General features: G+C 69.6%; 17 protein-coding genes and 1 tRNA gene. 11 read left to right on the top strand and 7 right to left on the bottom strand.

Going from position 1 to position 17,386, the window contains the following annotated elements; translation table 11 throughout:
- Window positions 1-28: 28 nt before the first annotated feature.
- Window positions 29-577, bottom strand: a complete 549-nt coding sequence (locus ACIQ9E_RS21965; protein WP_006348038.1) for a hypothetical protein — start codon at window positions 575-577, stop codon at window positions 29-31.
- Between the two features lie 180 nt (window positions 578-757).
- Between ACIQ9E_RS21965 and ACIQ9E_RS21960 the strand changes: the two genes are divergently transcribed.
- Both ACIQ9E_RS21960 and ACIQ9E_RS21955 read left to right on the top strand, forming a co-directional pair.
- Window positions 758-830, top strand: a tRNA-Ala gene (locus ACIQ9E_RS21960).
- Between the two features lie 234 nt (window positions 831-1,064).
- On the top strand, window positions 1,065-1,430 hold the full coding sequence (locus tag ACIQ9E_RS21955) for a hypothetical protein (RefSeq protein WP_403709497.1): 366 nt from the start codon (window positions 1,065-1,067) through the stop codon (window positions 1,428-1,430).
- A 145-nt stretch (window positions 1,431-1,575) separates the two neighbouring features.
- Here the strand turns inward: ACIQ9E_RS21955 and ACIQ9E_RS21950 are convergent, their stop codons facing one another.
- Entirely contained in the window at window positions 1,576-2,457 is an 882-nt protein-coding gene (locus ACIQ9E_RS21950) for a sigma-70 family RNA polymerase sigma factor (protein ID WP_403709495.1), read from the bottom strand.
- A 326-nt stretch (window positions 2,458-2,783) separates the two neighbouring features.
- Here ACIQ9E_RS21950 and ACIQ9E_RS21945 point away from each other — a divergent pair, with 326 nt between their 5' ends.
- Complete coding sequence (locus tag ACIQ9E_RS21945) at window positions 2,784-3,437, top strand: DUF6344 domain-containing protein (RefSeq protein WP_403709493.1); 654 nt, start codon at window positions 2,784-2,786, stop codon at window positions 3,435-3,437.
- A 352-nt stretch (window positions 3,438-3,789) separates the two neighbouring features.
- On the opposite strand, the gene ACIQ9E_RS21940 is transcribed toward ACIQ9E_RS21945, so the two are convergent.
- Window positions 3,790-4,482: a DUF5324 family protein gene (locus ACIQ9E_RS21940; RefSeq protein WP_403709492.1), complete on the bottom strand. Its 693-nt coding sequence runs from the start codon at window positions 4,480-4,482 to the stop codon at window positions 3,790-3,792.
- Between the two features lie 277 nt (window positions 4,483-4,759).
- Here ACIQ9E_RS21940 and ACIQ9E_RS21935 point away from each other — a divergent pair, with 277 nt between their 5' ends.
- Window positions 4,760-5,293 (top strand): peptidylprolyl isomerase, encoded by a 534-nt coding sequence (locus ACIQ9E_RS21935; protein ID WP_403709490.1) that lies wholly within the window; start codon window positions 4,760-4,762, stop codon window positions 5,291-5,293.
- A 226-nt stretch (window positions 5,294-5,519) separates the two neighbouring features.
- Complete coding sequence (locus tag ACIQ9E_RS21930; RefSeq protein WP_403709488.1) at window positions 5,520-6,419, top strand: rhomboid family intramembrane serine protease; 900 nt, start codon at window positions 5,520-5,522, stop codon at window positions 6,417-6,419.
- A 454-nt stretch (window positions 6,420-6,873) separates the two neighbouring features.
- On the opposite strand, the gene crgA is transcribed toward ACIQ9E_RS21930, so the two are convergent.
- On the bottom strand, window positions 6,874-7,128 hold the full coding sequence (gene crgA, locus ACIQ9E_RS21925) for a cell division protein CrgA (RefSeq protein WP_006348031.1): 255 nt from the start codon (window positions 7,126-7,128) through the stop codon (window positions 6,874-6,876).
- Window positions 7,129-7,379: 251 nt separating this feature from the next.
- On the opposite strand from crgA, the gene ACIQ9E_RS21920 reads away from it, so the two are divergent.
- From ACIQ9E_RS21920 to ACIQ9E_RS21895, 6 genes are all read left to right on the top strand, one after another.
- Window positions 7,380-8,129, top strand: a complete 750-nt coding sequence (locus ACIQ9E_RS21920) for a DUF881 domain-containing protein (RefSeq protein ID WP_403709846.1) — start codon at window positions 7,380-7,382, stop codon at window positions 8,127-8,129.
- Window positions 8,130-8,230: 101 nt separating this feature from the next.
- Window positions 8,231-8,998, top strand: coding sequence for a class E sortase (locus tag ACIQ9E_RS21915; protein ID WP_403709486.1), 768 nt, complete (start codon window positions 8,231-8,233; stop codon window positions 8,996-8,998).
- A gap of 56 nt (window positions 8,999-9,054) precedes the next feature.
- Window positions 9,055-9,258, top strand: coding sequence for a hypothetical protein (locus ACIQ9E_RS21910; RefSeq protein ID WP_403709484.1), 204 nt, complete (start codon window positions 9,055-9,057; stop codon window positions 9,256-9,258).
- Window positions 9,255-9,902: an aminodeoxychorismate/anthranilate synthase component II gene (locus ACIQ9E_RS21905; protein WP_403709482.1), complete on the top strand. Its 648-nt coding sequence runs from the start codon at window positions 9,255-9,257 to the stop codon at window positions 9,900-9,902. The genes ACIQ9E_RS21910 and ACIQ9E_RS21905 overlap by 4 nt, the downstream gene beginning before the upstream one ends.
- Window positions 9,899-11,191 (top strand): class E sortase, encoded by a 1,293-nt coding sequence (locus ACIQ9E_RS21900; protein WP_403709480.1) that lies wholly within the window; start codon window positions 9,899-9,901, stop codon window positions 11,189-11,191. The genes ACIQ9E_RS21905 and ACIQ9E_RS21900 overlap by 4 nt, the downstream gene beginning before the upstream one ends.
- Window positions 11,192-11,266: 75 nt before the next feature.
- Window positions 11,267-11,947, top strand: a complete 681-nt coding sequence (locus tag ACIQ9E_RS21895) for a class E sortase (RefSeq protein WP_403709478.1) — start codon at window positions 11,267-11,269, stop codon at window positions 11,945-11,947.
- A 235-nt stretch (window positions 11,948-12,182) separates the two neighbouring features.
- Here ACIQ9E_RS21895 and pknB read toward each other — a convergent pair whose 3' ends face one another.
- The 3 genes from pknB to ACIQ9E_RS21880 form a co-directional block, all read right to left on the bottom strand.
- On the bottom strand, window positions 12,183-14,204 hold the full coding sequence (pknB, locus tag ACIQ9E_RS21890; protein WP_403709476.1) for a Stk1 family PASTA domain-containing Ser/Thr kinase: 2,022 nt from the start codon (window positions 14,202-14,204) through the stop codon (window positions 12,183-12,185).
- Between the two features lie 289 nt (window positions 14,205-14,493).
- Window positions 14,494-15,963 (bottom strand): penicillin-binding transpeptidase domain-containing protein, encoded by a 1,470-nt coding sequence (locus tag ACIQ9E_RS21885; protein ID WP_403709474.1) that lies wholly within the window; start codon window positions 15,961-15,963, stop codon window positions 14,494-14,496.
- Window positions 15,960-17,366: an FtsW/RodA/SpoVE family cell cycle protein gene (locus ACIQ9E_RS21880; protein WP_006348022.1), complete on the bottom strand. Its 1,407-nt coding sequence runs from the start codon at window positions 17,364-17,366 to the stop codon at window positions 15,960-15,962. Before ACIQ9E_RS21880 ends, ACIQ9E_RS21885 begins: the two co-directional genes overlap by 4 nt.
- Window positions 17,367-17,386 lie beyond the last annotated feature (20 nt).

Genomic DNA, 17,386 nt, shown 5'->3' with positions numbered 1-17,386 from the left:
GCGGGATCCGCCGTATCCCCGTGGGCGGTCAGCTCTGGTGCGACTCGTAGTGGGCGACGGCGTCCGCGGTGCGTCCGGCCCCGTACACCCGGAGGAACTCTGCCAGCTCGGGGTGGGTGGGGGCGAGCGAATCCGCGGCGTCGATGATGTCCCCGGCGGCGGCCACCGACCGCAGCAGCGACTGGATCTCCCGCACCACCCGGCGTACGGTCGGCGCGCCCGAGCTGGTGGTGGTCTGTCCGGTGCCGGTCAGTACGGATCCCCCCTGGGACTTCTTGATTTCTTCCATCCGGTCGGCCGCCTCGACGGCGCTGACGCTGCCGTCCGCGACCTGGCTCGCCAGCTCCTGAAGCGCCTGCACCCGCTGGACGACGGCAGGGTTCCCGATCTTGGCCCGCTGGCCGCTCATCAGCTGGGAGAGCATCGGCGCCGAAAGACCGAGCACGGCCGCGAGCCGGGCCTGGTTCAGCCCCAGATCGTCGATGAGCCGGCGGAAGAGCGCCCCGAGCGGCTCCCCGTACCAGTTCCGCTGCAGCTCCCTGGCTCTGGCGGTCGTCTCCTGCTGAGCGGCGTCCATGTGCGTCTCCCCATCGCTTCCCCGAGGCGCGCTTCACTGCTGCGAACCACGCCGTGCATCTTACGGAGAGTGGTCGTTCACCGGGAGTCCCAATCCCTTTGCAGGATGACGCCGAATACCCGGTATTCTGGTGCCCGGCGACGGCCCGGATCCTCGATCCGGTACCCCGCTCCCTTACCCGGGGCCTTAGCTCAGTTGGTAGAGCGCTGTCTTTGCATGGCAGATGTCAGGGGTTCGACTCCCCTAGGCTCCACAAGCAGGGAGAGGTCCCTCCGCGATCGGGCGGAGGGACCTCTCGGCGTTTACGGGGTGATGCCCCCTGCCCCCGGCGGGGCCTGTCGCCGGGGACGCGAGATTGGTCCGCTGTGGAGTCGCCCGGCCGGCCCCGCACCGGATGCCGGTGCGGCGGAGACGCGGCAGGGTGGCGATGCGCAGGGTTTCTACGCCTTCCCGCGCGGACCTGCCGCCGCGCAGACAAGGACTGGTCATGGCCGTCATCCGCCGCCCGTGTTCCCCTTCGAACCGTGTCCGGCGGTCTGCCGCCGTTGCAGGGGCCGGTCTGCTGGTCGTGCTCCTCGGCGGGTGCTCGGGCCTCGGGCGTACTTCCGTCGGGATCGTCGCCTACGACACCGACAAGAAGAACCACGTCCTGGTGAACAGCCCGCCCGTGAAGGGCTGCCATGGGATCAGCGGCACGGGGGCGGTGGCGCTGACCAACGACACCCTGGTCGATCTGATCGCCTATCCCACGGCCGACTGCTCGGGGAAGGACTCCATCTATGTGGCGACCATGACCTCCGACGTGGTCGCACCCGGTGCGGGGGCCTGGAAGAGCTATTCCTTCGTGCACTGAGTCAGCTGAGCCGGCTCACTGAGTTCGTGTACTGAGTCCGTGCACCGGGTTCATGAGGACCGAAGAGAGGGGCGCCGAGCCGTGCCGGGGCTGTTTCACGTGAAACAGCCCCGGTTCGCTTCCGCGGGCCTTGTGCACCGGCTCGTCAGATATCGAGGGCCGTCAGATCCAGCGCCGCGAGCCGATCCGCTCCGGCCAGGGCGTCGATCTCGGTGATCTTTCCGTCCCGGACCGTGAAGGCCATAACGGAGAACGGCGATCCGTTCGCGGCCAGGGACACAAACCCCGCCGCACCGTTGACGAGCGCCGGGCGGGCACCCGCGGCGAGGCGGGTGTAGGTGATCGCGTTCCTGGCCACCTGCTCGGCGCCGCGGACGATATCGCCCGGCCGTAGACCGCCCCAGTCGGACCTGACGACGACATCCGGGTCCAGGACCGCGATCAGCCCCTCGAAGTCGCCCTCGCGGGCGGCTGCGAGGAACGCGTTCACGACGGCCCGCTGACGGTGGATGTCGGTGTCCGGTGCCGGAGTGCCCTGGACGCGCCGCCGGGCCCTGCTGGCGAGCTGCCGCGTTGCCGCGGGGGTGCGGTCCACGATCGGCGCGATCTCGTCGAAGGGCACGGCGAAGAGATCGTGCAGGACGAACGCGAGCCGTTCGGCCGGTGCCAGGGTCTCCAGTACCACGAGCAGGGCAAGCCCTACGGAGTCGGCCAGCTCTGCCTCGCGCTCCGGATCCCGGCCCTCGGGCTTGCCGATCACCGGATCGGGCAACCGGACGGCGTCCAGCGAGTCCTCCTGCCGCCGGGCGCGGGAGCTGAGCATGTTCAGACAGACCCGGCTGACGATGGTGGTCAGCCAGCCGCCCAGATTCTCCACATCGCCGGCGCCCGCCCGGCTCACCCGCAGCCAGGCCTCCTGGACCGCGTCCTCCGCTTCGCCGGTGGAGCCCAGCATGCGGTAGGCGACCGCGCGCAGACGCCCCCGGTGCTCCTCGAAGCGCTCCGCCAGCAGGTCGTTCTCGTTCATCCGTCCTCTTCCTCCGTAACCGTGTCCCAGAGGCCTGACCACCCGGAGGCGGCCGATGTGACACATCCGGGGAACTATCCCGGGCGGCCGGGGCCGATCGGATGATCCGGGGAGCGGTCGGTACGACGGGGTGACGATCGGACGGGTCGCCGGGCCGGATTGTGCGCAACGTAAGGCCCCGGCTCCGGTCCCGCCACCCGGGATGGACCGTTCGGGTGGTGTTCATCAGAAGAACCGCTTAGCAACGGCGTCGGTCCTTCGCAACTCGGGATCCGTACACATCATGAGAAAGGTATGCAGATCACCCAAGCGGAAAGTGAGAGGTCATGACCGCCCAGAAGGTCAGAGACATGGGGAACGCGGTCCTTGCCGCGCTCGTCGCGCTGCTGGCGGCGCTCGGGTTCGCCCGGCCCGCCGCGGCTCGGCTTCAGTCCGCCGGCGCTCCGGTCGAGCCGGTGCTCCCGACGCTCGGCGCGGACTCGCCCGCCGGGGCCACCGCCGCGACAGAAGGGGCTGCTCCGGATCAGGCGGATCAGCCGGATCCGGTCCGTCCGGACCCGGCCGGGAGTCCGGGCGCCGGGCAGCGGGACCGGACCCGGAGCCTGCGCCCGGAACGGGTCAGGGAACTCGTCCGAGAGCGGGAACGGGAGCGCGGAGGGGCCGTACGGTCACTGCTGTCGATGCTCATCCCGTCCCAGACCCAGCGGTGGCACGCCGGGCCGCGTGAGAAGTCGCTCCCGCCGACCATCAAGCAGCGCATCGGCGCCGAGGCCCACGGCTCGTCCCCGTCGGTCCGCAGGATCCCGCTGTTCGACACCGACACCCCGGACGCCGCTCCGGAGCCGGAGAGCGCCGGCCGTGCGTCCGCTGTGGACGGGTCCTCGGGCCGGGGTGCCGGTGCCGGGACGCGTGCCTCCGGCCGGACCGCCGACCGCACTGCCGTTCCGGCGGCCCGTTCGTCCTTCACCACGGCCGCGTGAGACGCCGGTTTTCGCGTACGCGACACCCCGACGGCTCCGACAGGGCACGGCCGGCACGGCTGTCCCCACCGGACCGGCGGCTCCGACCACCGGAACCCGCCGTACGTGAAGAACCCGCCCCGGGCGGAGAAGCCCTCGCCTGCACAGGACACGTCGTACCCGGAAGACATGTCGCACGCACAAGACATGTCGTACGCGGAGGACGACTCGTATCCGGGGTGAGCGCCGCCGGCGGGCAGCGCGCGATCACCGGAGAGCACGCGGCAGCCCCCGGGCACCGGAACTCATCCGGAGGACCGCAGGGGACGGCTGCTCGGGCAGCGCCGAACGCCACGGCCGGTACGCGATGCGATCAGGGACGGTCGTCCCGCTCCGCGTCCGCCTCGTCCTGCTTGGCCCGTACCTCGGGATCCAGCGCCTCCGGACTGCCGTCGACGGACGACAGCGGATCGCGGCCCGGGTCCGGCACCTCGGTCGCCTCGGGCGGTTCCACCAGCCAGTCGGGATTCGCCTGCCGGTCCCACCACTTCCATGCCACGACCGCCACGACCGCCACCCCACCGACGATCGCGAGCCCCTTGACGAGCCGGCCGGCCTTCGCCCGCCGCCGGTGTTTGCGCACCAGTCCCTGAATCTCCCCCGCCGTCACCCCGCCGCGCAGTGCGGCCAGTGCGGCATTCGACCTGACAACGGCTTCCTCGCCCACGGGCTGAGCCACGGCCACCGCGTGTTCGATCCGCGGACGGCTGTAATCCGCCGCCTGACGTGCGGCCTTCCGGGCCTCGTACACGGTCCGGTGCGCTGCCGCGTCCACCTTCGGCGGCACATGCGGCGCCACATGCGCGCCGTACTGCAGACGCGCCTGAGCGGCGGTCCGCCGCGCTGCGTCCGAGACGCGGGGCGCGACGCGCGCGCGGGCTTCCTGCGCGTAGTGCACGGCGTGGTCCCGGGCCGTACCGGCATAGGGCGCCACCACCTCCGCCGCGTGGAGCACGCTCTCCTTCGCCGTATCGGTAGCGGTGCGAACGCTGTCCATGCGGGTCACAGGAACCTCCTCATCGGTGGCTTTACGGGACACATCCGGGTGCACCCCGCTTCCCACCCCAGTTCGGTGCATGTCGTCTGATCGCCTATCCGTCTATGGGAAAATCATGCCGTCAGGCCGGGGCCTCGGCATGCGGTGCGGGCATCCGGGTCATTCGGCCCGTACCCCGCTCGTGGCGTTCCATGGCTTTCCGGCCGCTTTTCGGCCGGTGCGGTCCATCCGTGCGAGGATTCGGGGCGACCGACAAGACCATGCGGAACCAGCGGAAGGCAGGATCGTGGCCGAGCAGCTTTACGCCACCCTCAAGACCAACCAGGGCGACATCGAGATCCGGCTGCTGCCGAACCACGCGCCCCAGACCGTCAAGAACTTCGTCGAGCTGGCGAACGGCGAGCGCGAGTGGGTCAACCCGCAGACCGGCCAGAAGACCACGGACCGTCTCTACGACGGCACGGTCTTCCACCGGGTGATCAGCGGCTTCATGATCCAGGGCGGCGACCCGCTGGGCAACGGCACCGGTGGCCCGGGTTACAAGTTCAAGGACGAGTTCCACCCCGAGCTGGCCTTCACCAAGCCGTACCTGCTGGCCATGGCCAACGCCGGCCCGGGCACCAACGGCTCGCAGTTCTTCATCACCGTCTCCCCGACGACGTGGCTGACCGGCAAGCACACCATCTTCGGCGAGGTCACCAGCGACGCCGGCAAGAAGGTCGTGGACGCGATCGCCGGTGCCCAGACCAACCCGCGCACCGACCGCCCGGTGCAGGACGTGGTGATCGAGTCCGTGGTGATCGAGACCCGCGAGGGCTGATATCCGGCTTCCGGGAACAACCCGCCCCGCCCGTCCGTCTGGATGAGCGGGGCGGTGTGTTGCCGGGCCCGGGCCGGGGAAGCCGACGGAGAGACTCGGCGCCACCGGGCCACCGGGAGTACCGGACGGGAGCGCCGGACAGAAATGCGGGGACGGGCCGGGACACCGGCCGTCCGCACGGAGCCGGGACGCCCGGCCGGGATGCTGAAGGACGTGGTGGAAGCTCATGGACCAGGCGCCAGGCCATCCGCAGGAGTCGCGCGGAGCGCACGGCCTGCCCGGCTGCTACCGGCATCCGGACCGCGAGACGGGTATCAGATGTACCCGCTGTGAGCGGCCGATCTGCCCGGAGTGCATGATCAGTGCCTCCGTCGGCTTCCAGTGCCCGGACTGTGTCAGAACCGGTTCGGGTACGGGGCACGGTCCGGCCGCCAACCAGCCGCGGACCATCGCGGGCGGGGCGATCGCCGACGACTCCTTCCTGATCACCAAGATCCTCATCGGGATCAACCTCGCGGTCTTCGTCGCCGTGCTGGCGCTCGGTGACCGGTTCGTCGACGAGATGAGCCTGATCGGTCTGGCCTACAGCCCCTTGCTGGGGGAGGTCGTGGGCCTCGCCGACGGCCAGTGGTACCGGCTGCTGACGTCGATGTTCCTCCACCAGGAGCTGTCCCATATCGCGTTCAACATGCTGGCCCTGTGGTTCCTGGGCCGGATGGTCGAGCCGGCGCTGGGCCGGAGCCGCTTCCTGGTGCTCTATCTGCTCTCGGGCCTCGGCGGCGATGTCTTCGTCTATCTGCTGAGCGAGCCCAACCAGGCCACGATCGGCGCATCCGGTGCGATCTTCGGGCTGGTCGGCGCCTTCGCCGTACTGCTGCGGCGGATGAATCTCGACCTGCGGCCGGTGGGCCTGATCATCGCCATCAGTGTGGTGCTGACGGTGGTGCGGCCGGGGGAGATCTCCTGGCAGGCGCACCTCGGCGGGCTGCTGACCGGCGGACTGCTCGCCCTGGCGATGGTGTACGCGCCCCGGGCGCACCGGAACGCGGTCCAGTGGGCCGCCGGGGCCGCGGTCCTGGCGGCGATCGTGGTGGCGCTGGCCGCCCGGACTGCCTATCTGACCTGACTCCGGCGCTCCGGAGCCGCGGATCCGGGTGTACCGGGTGTACGGAATCGGAACCGCGGCATACAGGGGCAGGGGCCAGGACCGGATCCGGGCCGGCCGGAGCCGGATCTCCGGATAGGGCCGGGCGGACCGGTCCGCCCCGACGCCACCGGGGACTCACCGTCCGGCCCTCCGCTGAGCAGGGTTTTTCCCGGTACCCCGGATAGTTGTCCACAGCATGTGCCGAATCTTGTGCACGGTGTGGTAGAGCACGGCGCCCCTTGTCGCCGCCGGGCTACTGCCCAGCAGGCACAAGGGGCGGAGGGTGGTCACCGGGATGGCGGACCATGATGCGTGCAATCACACCGGCGTCAACATCCGGAAGGTTATCCACAGATCGTCAGACCTTTTCCCCACTGTGGACAAGTTTGTGGACAGGTCTGTGGATAACTTGGGGAAAGGGCTCCGGTCGAAGCTACTTCCACTGGGTGGAGACGGCGAAACCGGCCGCGATAAAGCCGAAGCCCACCACGATGTTCCAGTTCCGGAGGTCCTCGATGGGCAGGCTGCCGTCGGTCACGTAGAACAGAACGATCCAGACAAGACCGATCAGAAACAGTGCAAGCATGACCGGTGCGACCCAGCTGCGATTGGTCAGCTTGATGTTCGTTGCTTGCTTGCCCGCCGGCGGCGTGTAGTCGGCCTTCTTGCGGATCCGTGACTTCGGCACGAGGGACTCTCCTGTCGATGCGCTGCGTGACCGCGCAGTGAACGGTGGCTGGCGCCGGGTCCGGAGGAAGCGAAGGGGCCCACTGCCTCCCCCGGGCGTCCGTTAGCGTAGTGCTTCCGCGGCGCCTGGTGAGATAAGGGTACGCTGAGCAATTCTGCCGGTGGGCAGGGGCGCAGGGACAGGGGGCTGACCGGGATGTGGACGAACAACACGGCGTACGGGTCTCCCGGCCCGTTCCCCGGGATCATGTGATGGGTGCCCGCCGGGTCGCGCTCCGGGCACTGACCGCCGCCGTCTTCGCCCTCGCCGGACTGATCTTCGTCACCAGCTTCAACACGGCCAAGGGCACCAACCTCCGCACCGACGACTCCCTGCTCAAGCTCTCCGACCTGATCCAGCAGCGCAGCGACCGCAACGGCGAACTCGACGACTCCACGGCGAAGCTCCGGAACGAGGTCGACTCCCTCGCCCGCGGCGACGACGGATACACCCGCGAGGAGGACGCCCGGTTCGGCGCCCTGAAGCGGGCGTCCGGCACCGAGAAGGCGACCGGCGGAGCGCTGAGCGTCACCCTCGACGACGCCCCGCCCGACGCCCGCGCCGCGCCCGGCTACCCCGAGCCCGGGGCCAATGACCTCGTCATCCACCAGCAGGACCTCCAGGCCGTCGTCAACGCCCTGTGGGCGGGCGGCGCCGAGGGCATCCAGGTCATGGACCAGCGGCTGATCTCCACCAGCGCGGTGCGCTGCGTCGGCAACACCCTGATCCTCCAGGGCCGGGTCTACTCGCCCCCGTACAAGATCACCGCGGTCGGGGACCAGGAGCGGCTGCGCAAAGCCCTCGACCGCTCCCGGGCCGTCCAGAACTACCAGCTGTACGTCAAGGCGTACGGCCTCGGCTGGAAAGTGGACCAGCACGACACCGTGACTCTTCCGGGGTACTCCGGCACAGTGGACCTCCATCACGCGAAGCCCGTCGCCCCGTCGAGCCGAGCCGACTGAGCCCGGCACCGAGCCGACCGAGCCGGCCAGCCGACCGAGCCCGCCGGGGCCGCCGAGCCCGGGGCGGCTGCCGGAGCGGCCACACACCCTGGGGGTCCGCGGTGCCGGTGCGGCTGATCGTCCGCAGCCTCAGCGAGCTGTGCATCACGGCGGGCACGGTCACCGTGCTGTTCGTGGTCTATATCGTCCACTGGACCGGAGTGAAGGCCTCCGCCGCCGGCGACGGGCAGATCGCCGTGCTCCAGGAGCAGTGGGCCCGCGGCCCGGCCGAACCGCCCGGCACCCCGGCCGCCCCCACTCCCTCCCCCGCCACTTCGGCGGAACCGGCGGAACCGGCGGAACCGGCGGAACCCGCGGAACCGGCGGAACCCGCCGGTGCGCCGGCCGCAGCCGGATACCGGCCCGGCAGACCCTTCGCCGTGATGTACATCCCCCGTTTCGGCCGGGACTGGGACTGGCCCGTACTCGAAGGCACCGGGGTCGGCACCCTCAAGAAGGGCCTCGGCCACTACCCCCGTACCGCCGCCCTCGGCCGGACCGGGAACTTCTCCGTGGCCGGACACCGCCGCACCTACGGCGATCCGTTCAAGGACTTCCCCGAGCTGCGTCCGAAGGACGCGGTCGTCCTCACCGACGGCACCAACTGGTACACCTACCGGATCGTCGAAAAGCCCTACCGAACGGTCCCAACCGATATCGGAGTGGTCGATCCCGTTCCGAAGAAGTCACCTTTCGCACAACCCGGGCGCTACCTCACGCTGACCACGTGTGATCCGGAGTGGGGCAGCAGCCACCGGCTGATCGCCTGGGCGCGGCTGGAGGCCACCCGGCCTGTGACGCACGGCAAACCGGAAGCTTTGCGCGGCTGACCCGCAGCACCGTGCCGCCCCGTAATCTGGAGCGGTACCGAAACGAGAGGGACGGCATGTACGGCTGGATCTGGCGGCATCTGCCGGGCAACGTGTGGGTGCGTGCCCTCATCGCGCTCGTCCTGATCCTGGGGACCGTCTACCTGCTTTTCCAGTACGTCTTCCCATGGGCCGAGCCGCTGCTCCCGTTCAACGACGTCACGGTCGACGGGACCGGATCCGGAACCGGAACCGAAGGGACCGAGGGGGCCACCCGATGAGCGAGCGGCGCACACGCATCCTGGTCGTGGACAACTACGACAGCTTCGTCTTCAACCTGGTCCAGTACCTGTATCAGCTCGGCGCGGAGTGCGAGGTGGTACGGAACGACGAGGTCGCGCTCGCCCACGCCCAGGACGGCTTCGACGGCGTCCTGCTCTCCCCCGGCCCCGGCGCGCCCGAACAGGCCGGCGTCTGCATCGAGATGGTCCGGCACTGCGCCGCCACCGGTGTGCCGGTCTTCGGGGTCTGTCTGGGTATGCAGTCGATGGCCGTGGCGTACGGCGGAGTGGTCGACCGGGCGCCCGAGCTGCTGCACGGCAAGACCTCGCCGGTCGTCCACGAGGGCAAGGGCGTCTTCGCCGGGCTGCCGTCGCCGTTCACCGCCACCCGCTACCACTCGCTGGCCGCCGAGCCCGCGGCCCTGCCGGACGAGCTGGAGGTCACGGCGTGGACGGCGGACGGGATCATCATGGGACTGCGGCACCGTGAACTCCCGGTCGAGGGGGTCCAGTTCCACCCCGAGTCGGTGCTTACCGAGCACGGGCATCTGATGCTGGCCAACTGGCTGGAGCAGTGCGGGGACACGGGGGCGATCGGCCGTTCGGCGGGGCTGGCGCCGGTGGTGGGCAAGGCCCTGGTGTGACCGGGCGGGAGCCGGACCGGGGGGAGGGGCTCTCGCCGTGGTTCACGGCGGGCGCCCGGGTCACCGGAGGCAGCGCCGCCGCGCACCGGCAGGACCCTCAGCAGCAGCCGGACCCACAGGCCCAGCGGGCCCGGCAGACGCAGCAGGCCCCACACCCTCAGCACCCTCAGCAGCCCCGGCAACAGGCCCAGCAGGCCCAGGAGCCTCAGCAGCAGGCCCCGGGGGAGCCCGCGCCCCGGCCCATGCCCCCGCCGCGGTCCCGCGGCGTGGGGGACACCGCGGTCATGCCCGTGATCGGTGACGCCCCCCAGGCCCCCCAGGCCCCCCAGGCCCCCCAGGCCCCCCACACCTTTCAGGTCCCCGGAGCCTCTGCCGTCCCCGACACCTCTGCCGTCCCCGGGGCCTTCGACGAGCCGTCCGTACCGTCCGCGGACCGCACTCCCCCGCTCCCCTCCGGTCCCGGCCGGGCCGAACGCCGCCGGGCCGCCGCGGCGGCCGCCAGAAAGGGCCGTGGCGGACGCCGACAGGGCCCCGCGGCCCCCGCCGGCGCCGCGCCCGGAGAACCCGGCCGCCCCCTCACCCGGGTCGAGGCACGCGCCGCCGCCCGCGCGGCCAAGGACAGCCCGGCCGTGATCGCCAGCCGGGCCATGGGCGAGCTGTTCATCACCTGCGGTGTGGTCATGCTGCTCTTCGTCACCTACCAGCTCTGGTGGACCAACGTCCGGGCCGGGATGGAGGCGGGCAAGGAGAAGCAGCGCATCGAGCAGAGCTTCACGGACACCGAGCGCGCCCCCGGGGCCTTCCGCCCCGGCGAGGGGTTCGCCATCATGTACATCCCCAAGCTGGACGTCGTCGTCCCGGTCGCCGAGGGCATCGACAAGAAGAAGGTCCTGGACCGGGGAATGGTGGGCCGCTATGCGGAGGGCCGTCTCGCAACGGCGATGCCGTCCGACCGTACGGGCAACTTCGGGGTCGCGGGCCACCGCAACACCCATGGCGAACCGTTCCGCTACATCAACCGCCTCAAGCCCGGTGACCCGATCGTCGTCGAGACCCGGGACGCGTACTACACCTACGAGATGGCGAGCATCCTGCCGCAGACCGCGCCGTCCAATGTCGCGGTTCTCGACCCCGTACCCCGCGGTTCGGGATTCACGGGACCCGGCCGGTACATCACGCTCACCACCTGCACGCCCGAGTTCACCAGTACGTACCGCATGATCGTGTGGGGCAGGATGGTCGAGGAGCGGCCGCGCAGCAAGGGCAAGCCCGACGCCCTCATAGGCTAAGGTCCGGCCCGGTTGCCCACCGGGCCGCCCGCCGCCTCACGCGCCACCAGGAAACAGACGGGAACAGGTGCAGCAGTGTCACGTGCACGCAGCCGGATCGCCGGTGTCATCAGTGTCCTCGGCGAACTGCTGATCACCGCGGGCGTGGTGCTCGGTCTCTTCGTCGCCTACTCGCTGTGGTGGACCAATGTGATAGCCGACCGGGAGGCGGCCCGCCAGAGCGGCGAGGTACGCGACGGCTGGAAGGCGAACAACGCGCCGCGCGGCCTCGACACCAAGGACGGCATCGGCTTCCTCCACGTACCCGCGATGAAGAACGGCGAGGTGCTGGTGAAGCGGGGCACCGACCCCGAGGAGCTGAACGACGGGATCGCCGGCTACTACACCCAGCCGGTCAGATCGGCGCTGCCGTGGGACGCCCGGGGCAACTTCACGCTGGCCGCCCACCGCGACGGCCACGGCGCCAAGTTCCACAACATCCACAAGATCAGGACAGGTGATCCGGTCGTCTTCGAGACGAAGGACACCTGGTACGTCTACAAGGTCTACAAGACGCTGCCGAAGACCTCCAAGTACAACGTGGAGGTGCTGGACCCGGTGCCGAAGGAGTCCGGGAAGGCCAAGCCGGGCCGGTACATCACCCTCACCACCTGCACCCCCATCCTCACCTCGGACTACCGCTACATCGTCTGGGGCGAGCTGGTGCGCGAGGAGAAGATCGACCGGGAGCGCACCAAACCGGCGGAGCTGCGCTGAGCCGTAAACCAGCGGCATAAGCAGTGCTTGCGTGCTTGCACTGCAAGCGGTAAGGGCCGGTGCAAGCAGTAGAAGCCGGTGCAAGCAAGCGGTAGAGGCAGTGCGGGCGGTACCGGCGGAACAAGCAGGACAGACGGTACGGGAAAGGCCCCGGCACCCTCGTAGGTGCCGGGGCCTTCCCCGTACTCCGTCAATCCGCTCCGTACCCGCCGGGGGACGGAGGGCCGGACCGGTGTCAGTCGCCGCCTTCGCCGCCGCCGATGATCAGGCCGCCGCCGTTCCCGTTGCCACCGTTGCCGTTCCCGCCGTTGCCATTGCCGTTCCCGCCGAAGTCCTGGGTCTCGACATTGACCGGATCGCCCTGGTTCAGCTGGGTGCCGGGCTGCGGGTCCTGCTTGATGACCCGGGCGTTGCCACCCTGCGGGCCGCTGACGTTGCCGAGCTGGAGCCCCTGCTGCTGCAGGGCCTGCCTGGCCTGTTCCACGGTCAGCGTCAGCAGCATCGGCGCCTGCGTCTGCTGGGCCTGGCCCTTGGAGACCTTCAGCTTCACGGTGGAGCCCTTGGCGGCCTTGCCGTCGCGCGGGCTCTGCTCGACGATCTCGTTGGTCGGCTTGTCCGAGTCGATCATCTCGACCTCGACCTTGAACTCCAGGTCCTCCAACTGCCTCTGGCCCTGGCCGAGCTGGCGCGTCACCACATCGGGGACGGTCACCTGGGCCTGGCGGGCCACCGTGATGGTGACGGTGGAGTTCTTCTCGGCCTCGCTGTTGCCCTCCGGCTGCTGGCTGATGACCTTGCCGGCCTCCACCTCGTCCGATTCGGAGGTCTTGACCTCGACCTTGAAGCCCTTGCGGGTCAGCGCGTCGCGGGCGTTCTCCTCGGACTTCTCGGTGACATCGGGCACTTCGACCTTGGGCGAACCCTCGGAGACCACGACCTGGACCGTGGCGCCCTGCTCCATCTCACCGGTCTCCGGCGTCTGCTTGCAGATAGTGCCCTTGGGCTGGTTGTCGCAGGGTTCGGTGCCGGTCTGCTCGACCTTCACCTTGGCGTTGTCCGCCAGCGTCTGCGCGTTCGCCATGGTCTGGCCGACCAGGACGGGCACCGGCACCTTGACCGGTCCCTCGTCGCCGCCGAAGACGGAGCGGCCGATCAGGATCGCGCCGACCAGGACCAGCACGGCGGCGACGCCCAGCAGTATCGTCGAGGTGTTGGACTTCTTCGGCCGGCCGCCGCGGCGGTCCGGACGGTCGTCGTAGTTGCCGAAACCGCCGTCGTCGGGGTTCATCGGCGGCAGCATCGACGTCTGGGCCACGGCCGGGTCGGCCTGCCGCAGCGCGGTCGTCGGCTGGTCCTGCGGACCGCCGTAACCACCGCCGTAGCCGACGGCACCCAGCGCGGCCGTGGCGGCCACGGGCTGTCCGTCGAGACAGGCCTCGATGTCCGCGCGCATCTCGTCGGCGGACTGGTAGCGGTAGTCCGGGTCCTTGACCAGGGCCCGCAGGACGATGGCGTCCATCTCGGGCGTGATCTCGGGGTCGTAGACGGAAGGCGGCTGCGGCTCCTCCCGGACGTGCTGGTACGCCACGGCCACCGGCGAATCGCCGACGAACGGCGGCCGTACGGCCAGCAGCTCGTACAGCAGACAGCCGGTGGAGTAGAGGTCGGAACGGGCGTCGACCTGCTCGCCCTTGGCCTGCTCGGGGGAGAGGTACTGCGCGGTGCCGATGACGGCCGCGGTCTGGGTCATCGTCATCCCCGCGTCGCCCATGGCGCGCGCGATGCCGAAGTCCATCACCTTGACCTGACCGTTCCGGTTCAGCATCACGTTCGCGGGTTTGATATCGCGGTGGACGATGCCGTTGCGGTGCGAGTACTCCAGCGCCTGGAGGATTCCGGTCGTCATCTCCAGCGTGCGCTCGGGCAGCAGCCTGCGCCCGGAGTGCAGCAGCTCGCGGAGCGTCGAGCCGTCGACGTACTCCATGACGATGTACGGGATCGACACCCCGTCGACATAGTCTTCGCCCGTGTCGTACACGGCGACGATCGCCGGGTGGTTGAGCGAAGCGGCGGACTGGGCCTCACGGCGGAACCGGGCCTGGAAGGACGGATCACGGGCGAGATCGGCCCGCAGCGTCTTCACGGCGACGGTGCGGCCGAGCCGGGTGTCGTGGGCGAGGTAGACCTCGGCCATGCCACCACGGCCGAGCACCGAGCCCAGTTCGTACCGGCCGCCGAGGCGACGCGGCTCTTCCATACTGTTCCAGCCCTCTCCGTCAGTCCCCACCGCACTTGTCTCCGTCACCGCACCCGTGTCCGGTCCGGCAGGTGTGCCGCTCCGGCATACGCTACCGGGCCCCTACCACCCGATCGGTCCGTCACCGTCAGCTGATACCCGACCGGTATCGCAATGCGCAGGTATCGGAGCCGGACGTGAGATGTGTCACCGTACCCGTCCGCCGGTCCTCTGGTTCCGACGACCGGGGCGGTCCGGCGGTTCCGCCGGATTCTCGGGAATCCGGCGGTGCGACCGGGCGGCCGGCCCGTTACCGCCTGCTGTCCAGTACCGCCTTCATCACGTCCTTGGCGATCGGCGCCGCCAGACCGCCGCCGGAGATGTCCTCGCGGCTCGCGCCGCTGTCCTCGACGACCACGGCGACCGCGACCGGGGAGCCGTCGTCGGTCATGGCGTACGAGATGAACCAGGCGTACGGACGCTTGGAGTTCTTCTCACCGTGCTGGGCGGTACCGGTCTTGCCGCCGACCTTGACGCCGCCGCCGAGCGCGGCCTTCCGGCCACCGCCGTTCTCGACGACGTTCTCCATCATGTCCCGCACCAGCTGGGCGTTCTCGGAGGAGAGCGGACGGCTCATCTCCTGCGGCTTGGTCTGGGAGATCACATCGAGATTGGGCGCCACCAGCTGGTCGACCATGTACGGCTTCATCAGCTTGCCGTCGTTCGCGATCGCCGCCGCCACCATCGCCATCTGGAGCGGGGTGGTCGCGGTGTCGAACTGGCCGATGGAGGAGAGCGCGTTGCCCGGCCGGTCCATGGTCTCGTTGTAGCGGGACATCGCCGCCCGGACCGGGGTGTCCAGCTCGTCGTTGTTGAAGCCGAACTTCTTCACCGTCTCCAGCATCTTGTCCTTGCCCACCTCGTCGCCGAGCTTGGCGAAGACGGAGTTGCAGGAGATCTGGAGGGCGAACTTCAGGCTCGCGTTCTCACAGCCGGTCACCATGTTCTTCATGGGGGTCCGGGTGTTGGGCAGGATGTACGGCTCTTCGGTGTCCGTTTTGGCGTTGATGTCGTCGACCTTGCCGTGCTCCAGCGCCGCCGCCGCCGTGACCACCTTGAACACCGAACCGGGCGGGTAGACCTCCCGCAGCGCCCGGTTCAGCATCGGCTTCTCCTTGTTGTCCTTGGAGGACAGCGTCGCCCAGGCCTTCTCGTCCGCCGTGGCACTGCCGGCGAAGGCGCCCGGGTCGTACGAGGGAGTGGAGGCGAGTGCGAGGATCTTGCCGGTCTTGGGGTCGATCGCGGCGACCGCGCCCTTCTTGGTGCCGAGGCCCTTGAAAGCGGCGGTCTGCGCGGCCCCGTTCAGGGTCGTGACGACATTGCCGCCCTTCTTTTTGTCGCCGGTGAACATGGCCATCGTGCGGTCGAAGAAGAGCTGGTCCGAATTGCCGGTGAGGATGCCGTCCTCCAGCTTCTCCAGCTGGTTGGCGCCGAAGACCTGGGAGGCGTATCCGGTGACCGGCGCCCACATGGGGCCGTTGACATAGGTCCGCTTGTACGCGAAGTCCGCGCTGTCCGTCTTCACGGAGCCGGTGATGGGCTTGCCGTCGACGATGATGTTGCCGCGCTCGGCGGCGTACCGCTCGATCAGCACCCGGCGGTTCTTGTCGTGCGTGTTCAGCTTCTCGGCCTCTACGTACTGGAGCCAGTTGGCCCGTACGAGCAGGGCGAGGACGAGGAGTCCGCAGAAGATCGCGATCCGGCGCAGGGGCTTGTTCACGGGCGGACCACCTGGGTCATCTCGGCGTCGGGGGACGGGGCGGGCGCGGGGGCCGGGCGGCGCGCCGTATCGCTGATCCGGATCAGGATGGCGATCAGTGCCCAGTTGGCGATCACGGAGGAGCCGCCGGCCGCGACGAACGGCATCGTCATACCGGTCAGCGGGATCAGGCCCATCACACCGCCGGCGACGACGAACACCTGGATCGCGAAGGCGCCGGAGAGGCCGATCGCCAGCAGCTTGCCGAAGGGGTCGCGGGCGGCCAGCGCCGTACGGATACCGCGCTCCACGATCAGCCCGTACAGCAGCAGGAACGCCATCATCCCGGCCAGGCCGAACTCCTCGCCGACCGTGGCGAGGATGAAGTCGGAGTTGGTGGCGAAGCCGATCAGATCGGAGTTGCCCTGGCCGAGGCCGGTGCCGAGGGTGCCGCCGGCGCCGAACGACATGATCGAGTTGGAGACCTGCTCACAGGCGGCGGTGGCGCAGCCGAAGGGGTCCAGCCAGGCGTCGACCCGGGCGCCGACATGCGGGGAGACCGAGGCCACGCCCACCGCGCCGGCCGCGGACATCAGCAGGCCGAAGACGATCCAGCTGGTCCGCTCCGTGGCCACGTACAGCATGATCACGAACATGCCGAAGAACAGCAGGGAGGTGCCGAGGTCGGTCTCGAAGACCAGGATCAGGATGGACATCGCCCAGACCACGAGGATCGGGCCGAGGTCGCGTCCGCGCGGCAGGTAGAGGCCGAGGAAACGGCGGCTGGCCAGGGCCAGCGCATCCCGTTTCACCATCAGATAGCCGGAGAAGAAGACCGCGATGATGATCTTCGCGAATTCGCCGGGCTGGATGTTGATCGGGCCGAGGCTGATCCAGATCCGGGCGCCGTTGCGGGCCGGGAAGAACATCGGCAGCGCCAGCAGGACCAGCGCCACCGCCATCGAGATGTACGTGTAGCGCTGGAGGATCCGGTGGTCCTTCAGCAGCAGCAGCACACCGACGAAGAGCGCGATCCCGATCGCCGAGTACAGCATCTGCTTGGGGGCGTCCGGGGAGAACGAGCCCCAGGCCGCCTCGGCCCGCCGGATCAGCCGCTTGGACTGGTCCAGCCGCCAGATCATCACCAGCCCGATGCCGTTGAGGACCACGGCCAGCGGCAGCAGCAGGGGATCGGCGTACTTGGCGAACTTGCGCACCACCAGATGGGCCACGGCGGCCAGCAGGGTGATCCCCGCGGTGTAGCCGAAGACGCCCGCGGGCAGTTTGCCGTCGATGGCGAGGCCCACATTGACGTACGCGAAGACCGCGATGGCCACGGCGAGGCCGAGCAGCATCAGCTCGGTGTTCCGGCGGCTCGGTGCGTCGATCGCGCCGATCGTGGTGGTGTTGGTGACAACGCTCATGGTCGAGAAGGCCCCCTACG

The organism is Streptomyces sp. NPDC094448, assembly GCF_044763775.1.
Classification (GTDB): Bacteria; Actinomycetota; Actinomycetes; order Streptomycetales; family Streptomycetaceae; genus Streptomyces.
Note: the sequence above shows the minus strand (reverse complement) of the source record. Positions and strands in the feature narration are given on the sequence as shown.

Bases quoted from the DNA above. Each gene is read 5' to 3' on its own strand.
- ACIQ9E_RS21965 (WP_006348038.1), bottom strand. From the start codon at position 577: ATGGACGCCGCTCAGCAGGAGACGACCGCCAGAGCCAGGGAGCTGCAG.
- ACIQ9E_RS21955 (WP_403709497.1), top strand. From the start codon at position 1,065: ATGGCCGTCATCCGCCGCCCGTGTTCCCCTTCGAACCGTGTCCGGCGG.
- ACIQ9E_RS21950 (WP_403709495.1), bottom strand. From the start codon at position 2,457: ATGAACGAGAACGACCTGCTGGCGGAGCGCTTCGAGGAGCACCGGGGG.
- ACIQ9E_RS21945 (WP_403709493.1), top strand. From the start codon at position 2,784: ATGACCGCCCAGAAGGTCAGAGACATGGGGAACGCGGTCCTTGCCGCG.
- ACIQ9E_RS21930 (WP_403709488.1), top strand. From the start codon at position 5,520: ATGGACCAGGCGCCAGGCCATCCGCAGGAGTCGCGCGGAGCGCACGGC.
- ACIQ9E_RS21920 (WP_403709846.1), top strand. From the start codon at position 7,380: ATGGGTGCCCGCCGGGTCGCGCTCCGGGCACTGACCGCCGCCGTCTTC.
- ACIQ9E_RS21910 (WP_403709484.1), top strand. From the start codon at position 9,055: ATGTACGGCTGGATCTGGCGGCATCTGCCGGGCAACGTGTGGGTGCGT.
- ACIQ9E_RS21905 (WP_403709482.1), top strand. From the start codon at position 9,255: ATGAGCGAGCGGCGCACACGCATCCTGGTCGTGGACAACTACGACAGC.
- pknB (WP_403709476.1), bottom strand. From the start codon at position 14,204: ATGGAAGAGCCGCGTCGCCTCGGCGGCCGGTACGAACTGGGCTCGGTG.
- ACIQ9E_RS21880 (WP_006348022.1), bottom strand. From the start codon at position 17,366: ATGAGCGTTGTCACCAACACCACCACGATCGGCGCGATCGACGCACCG.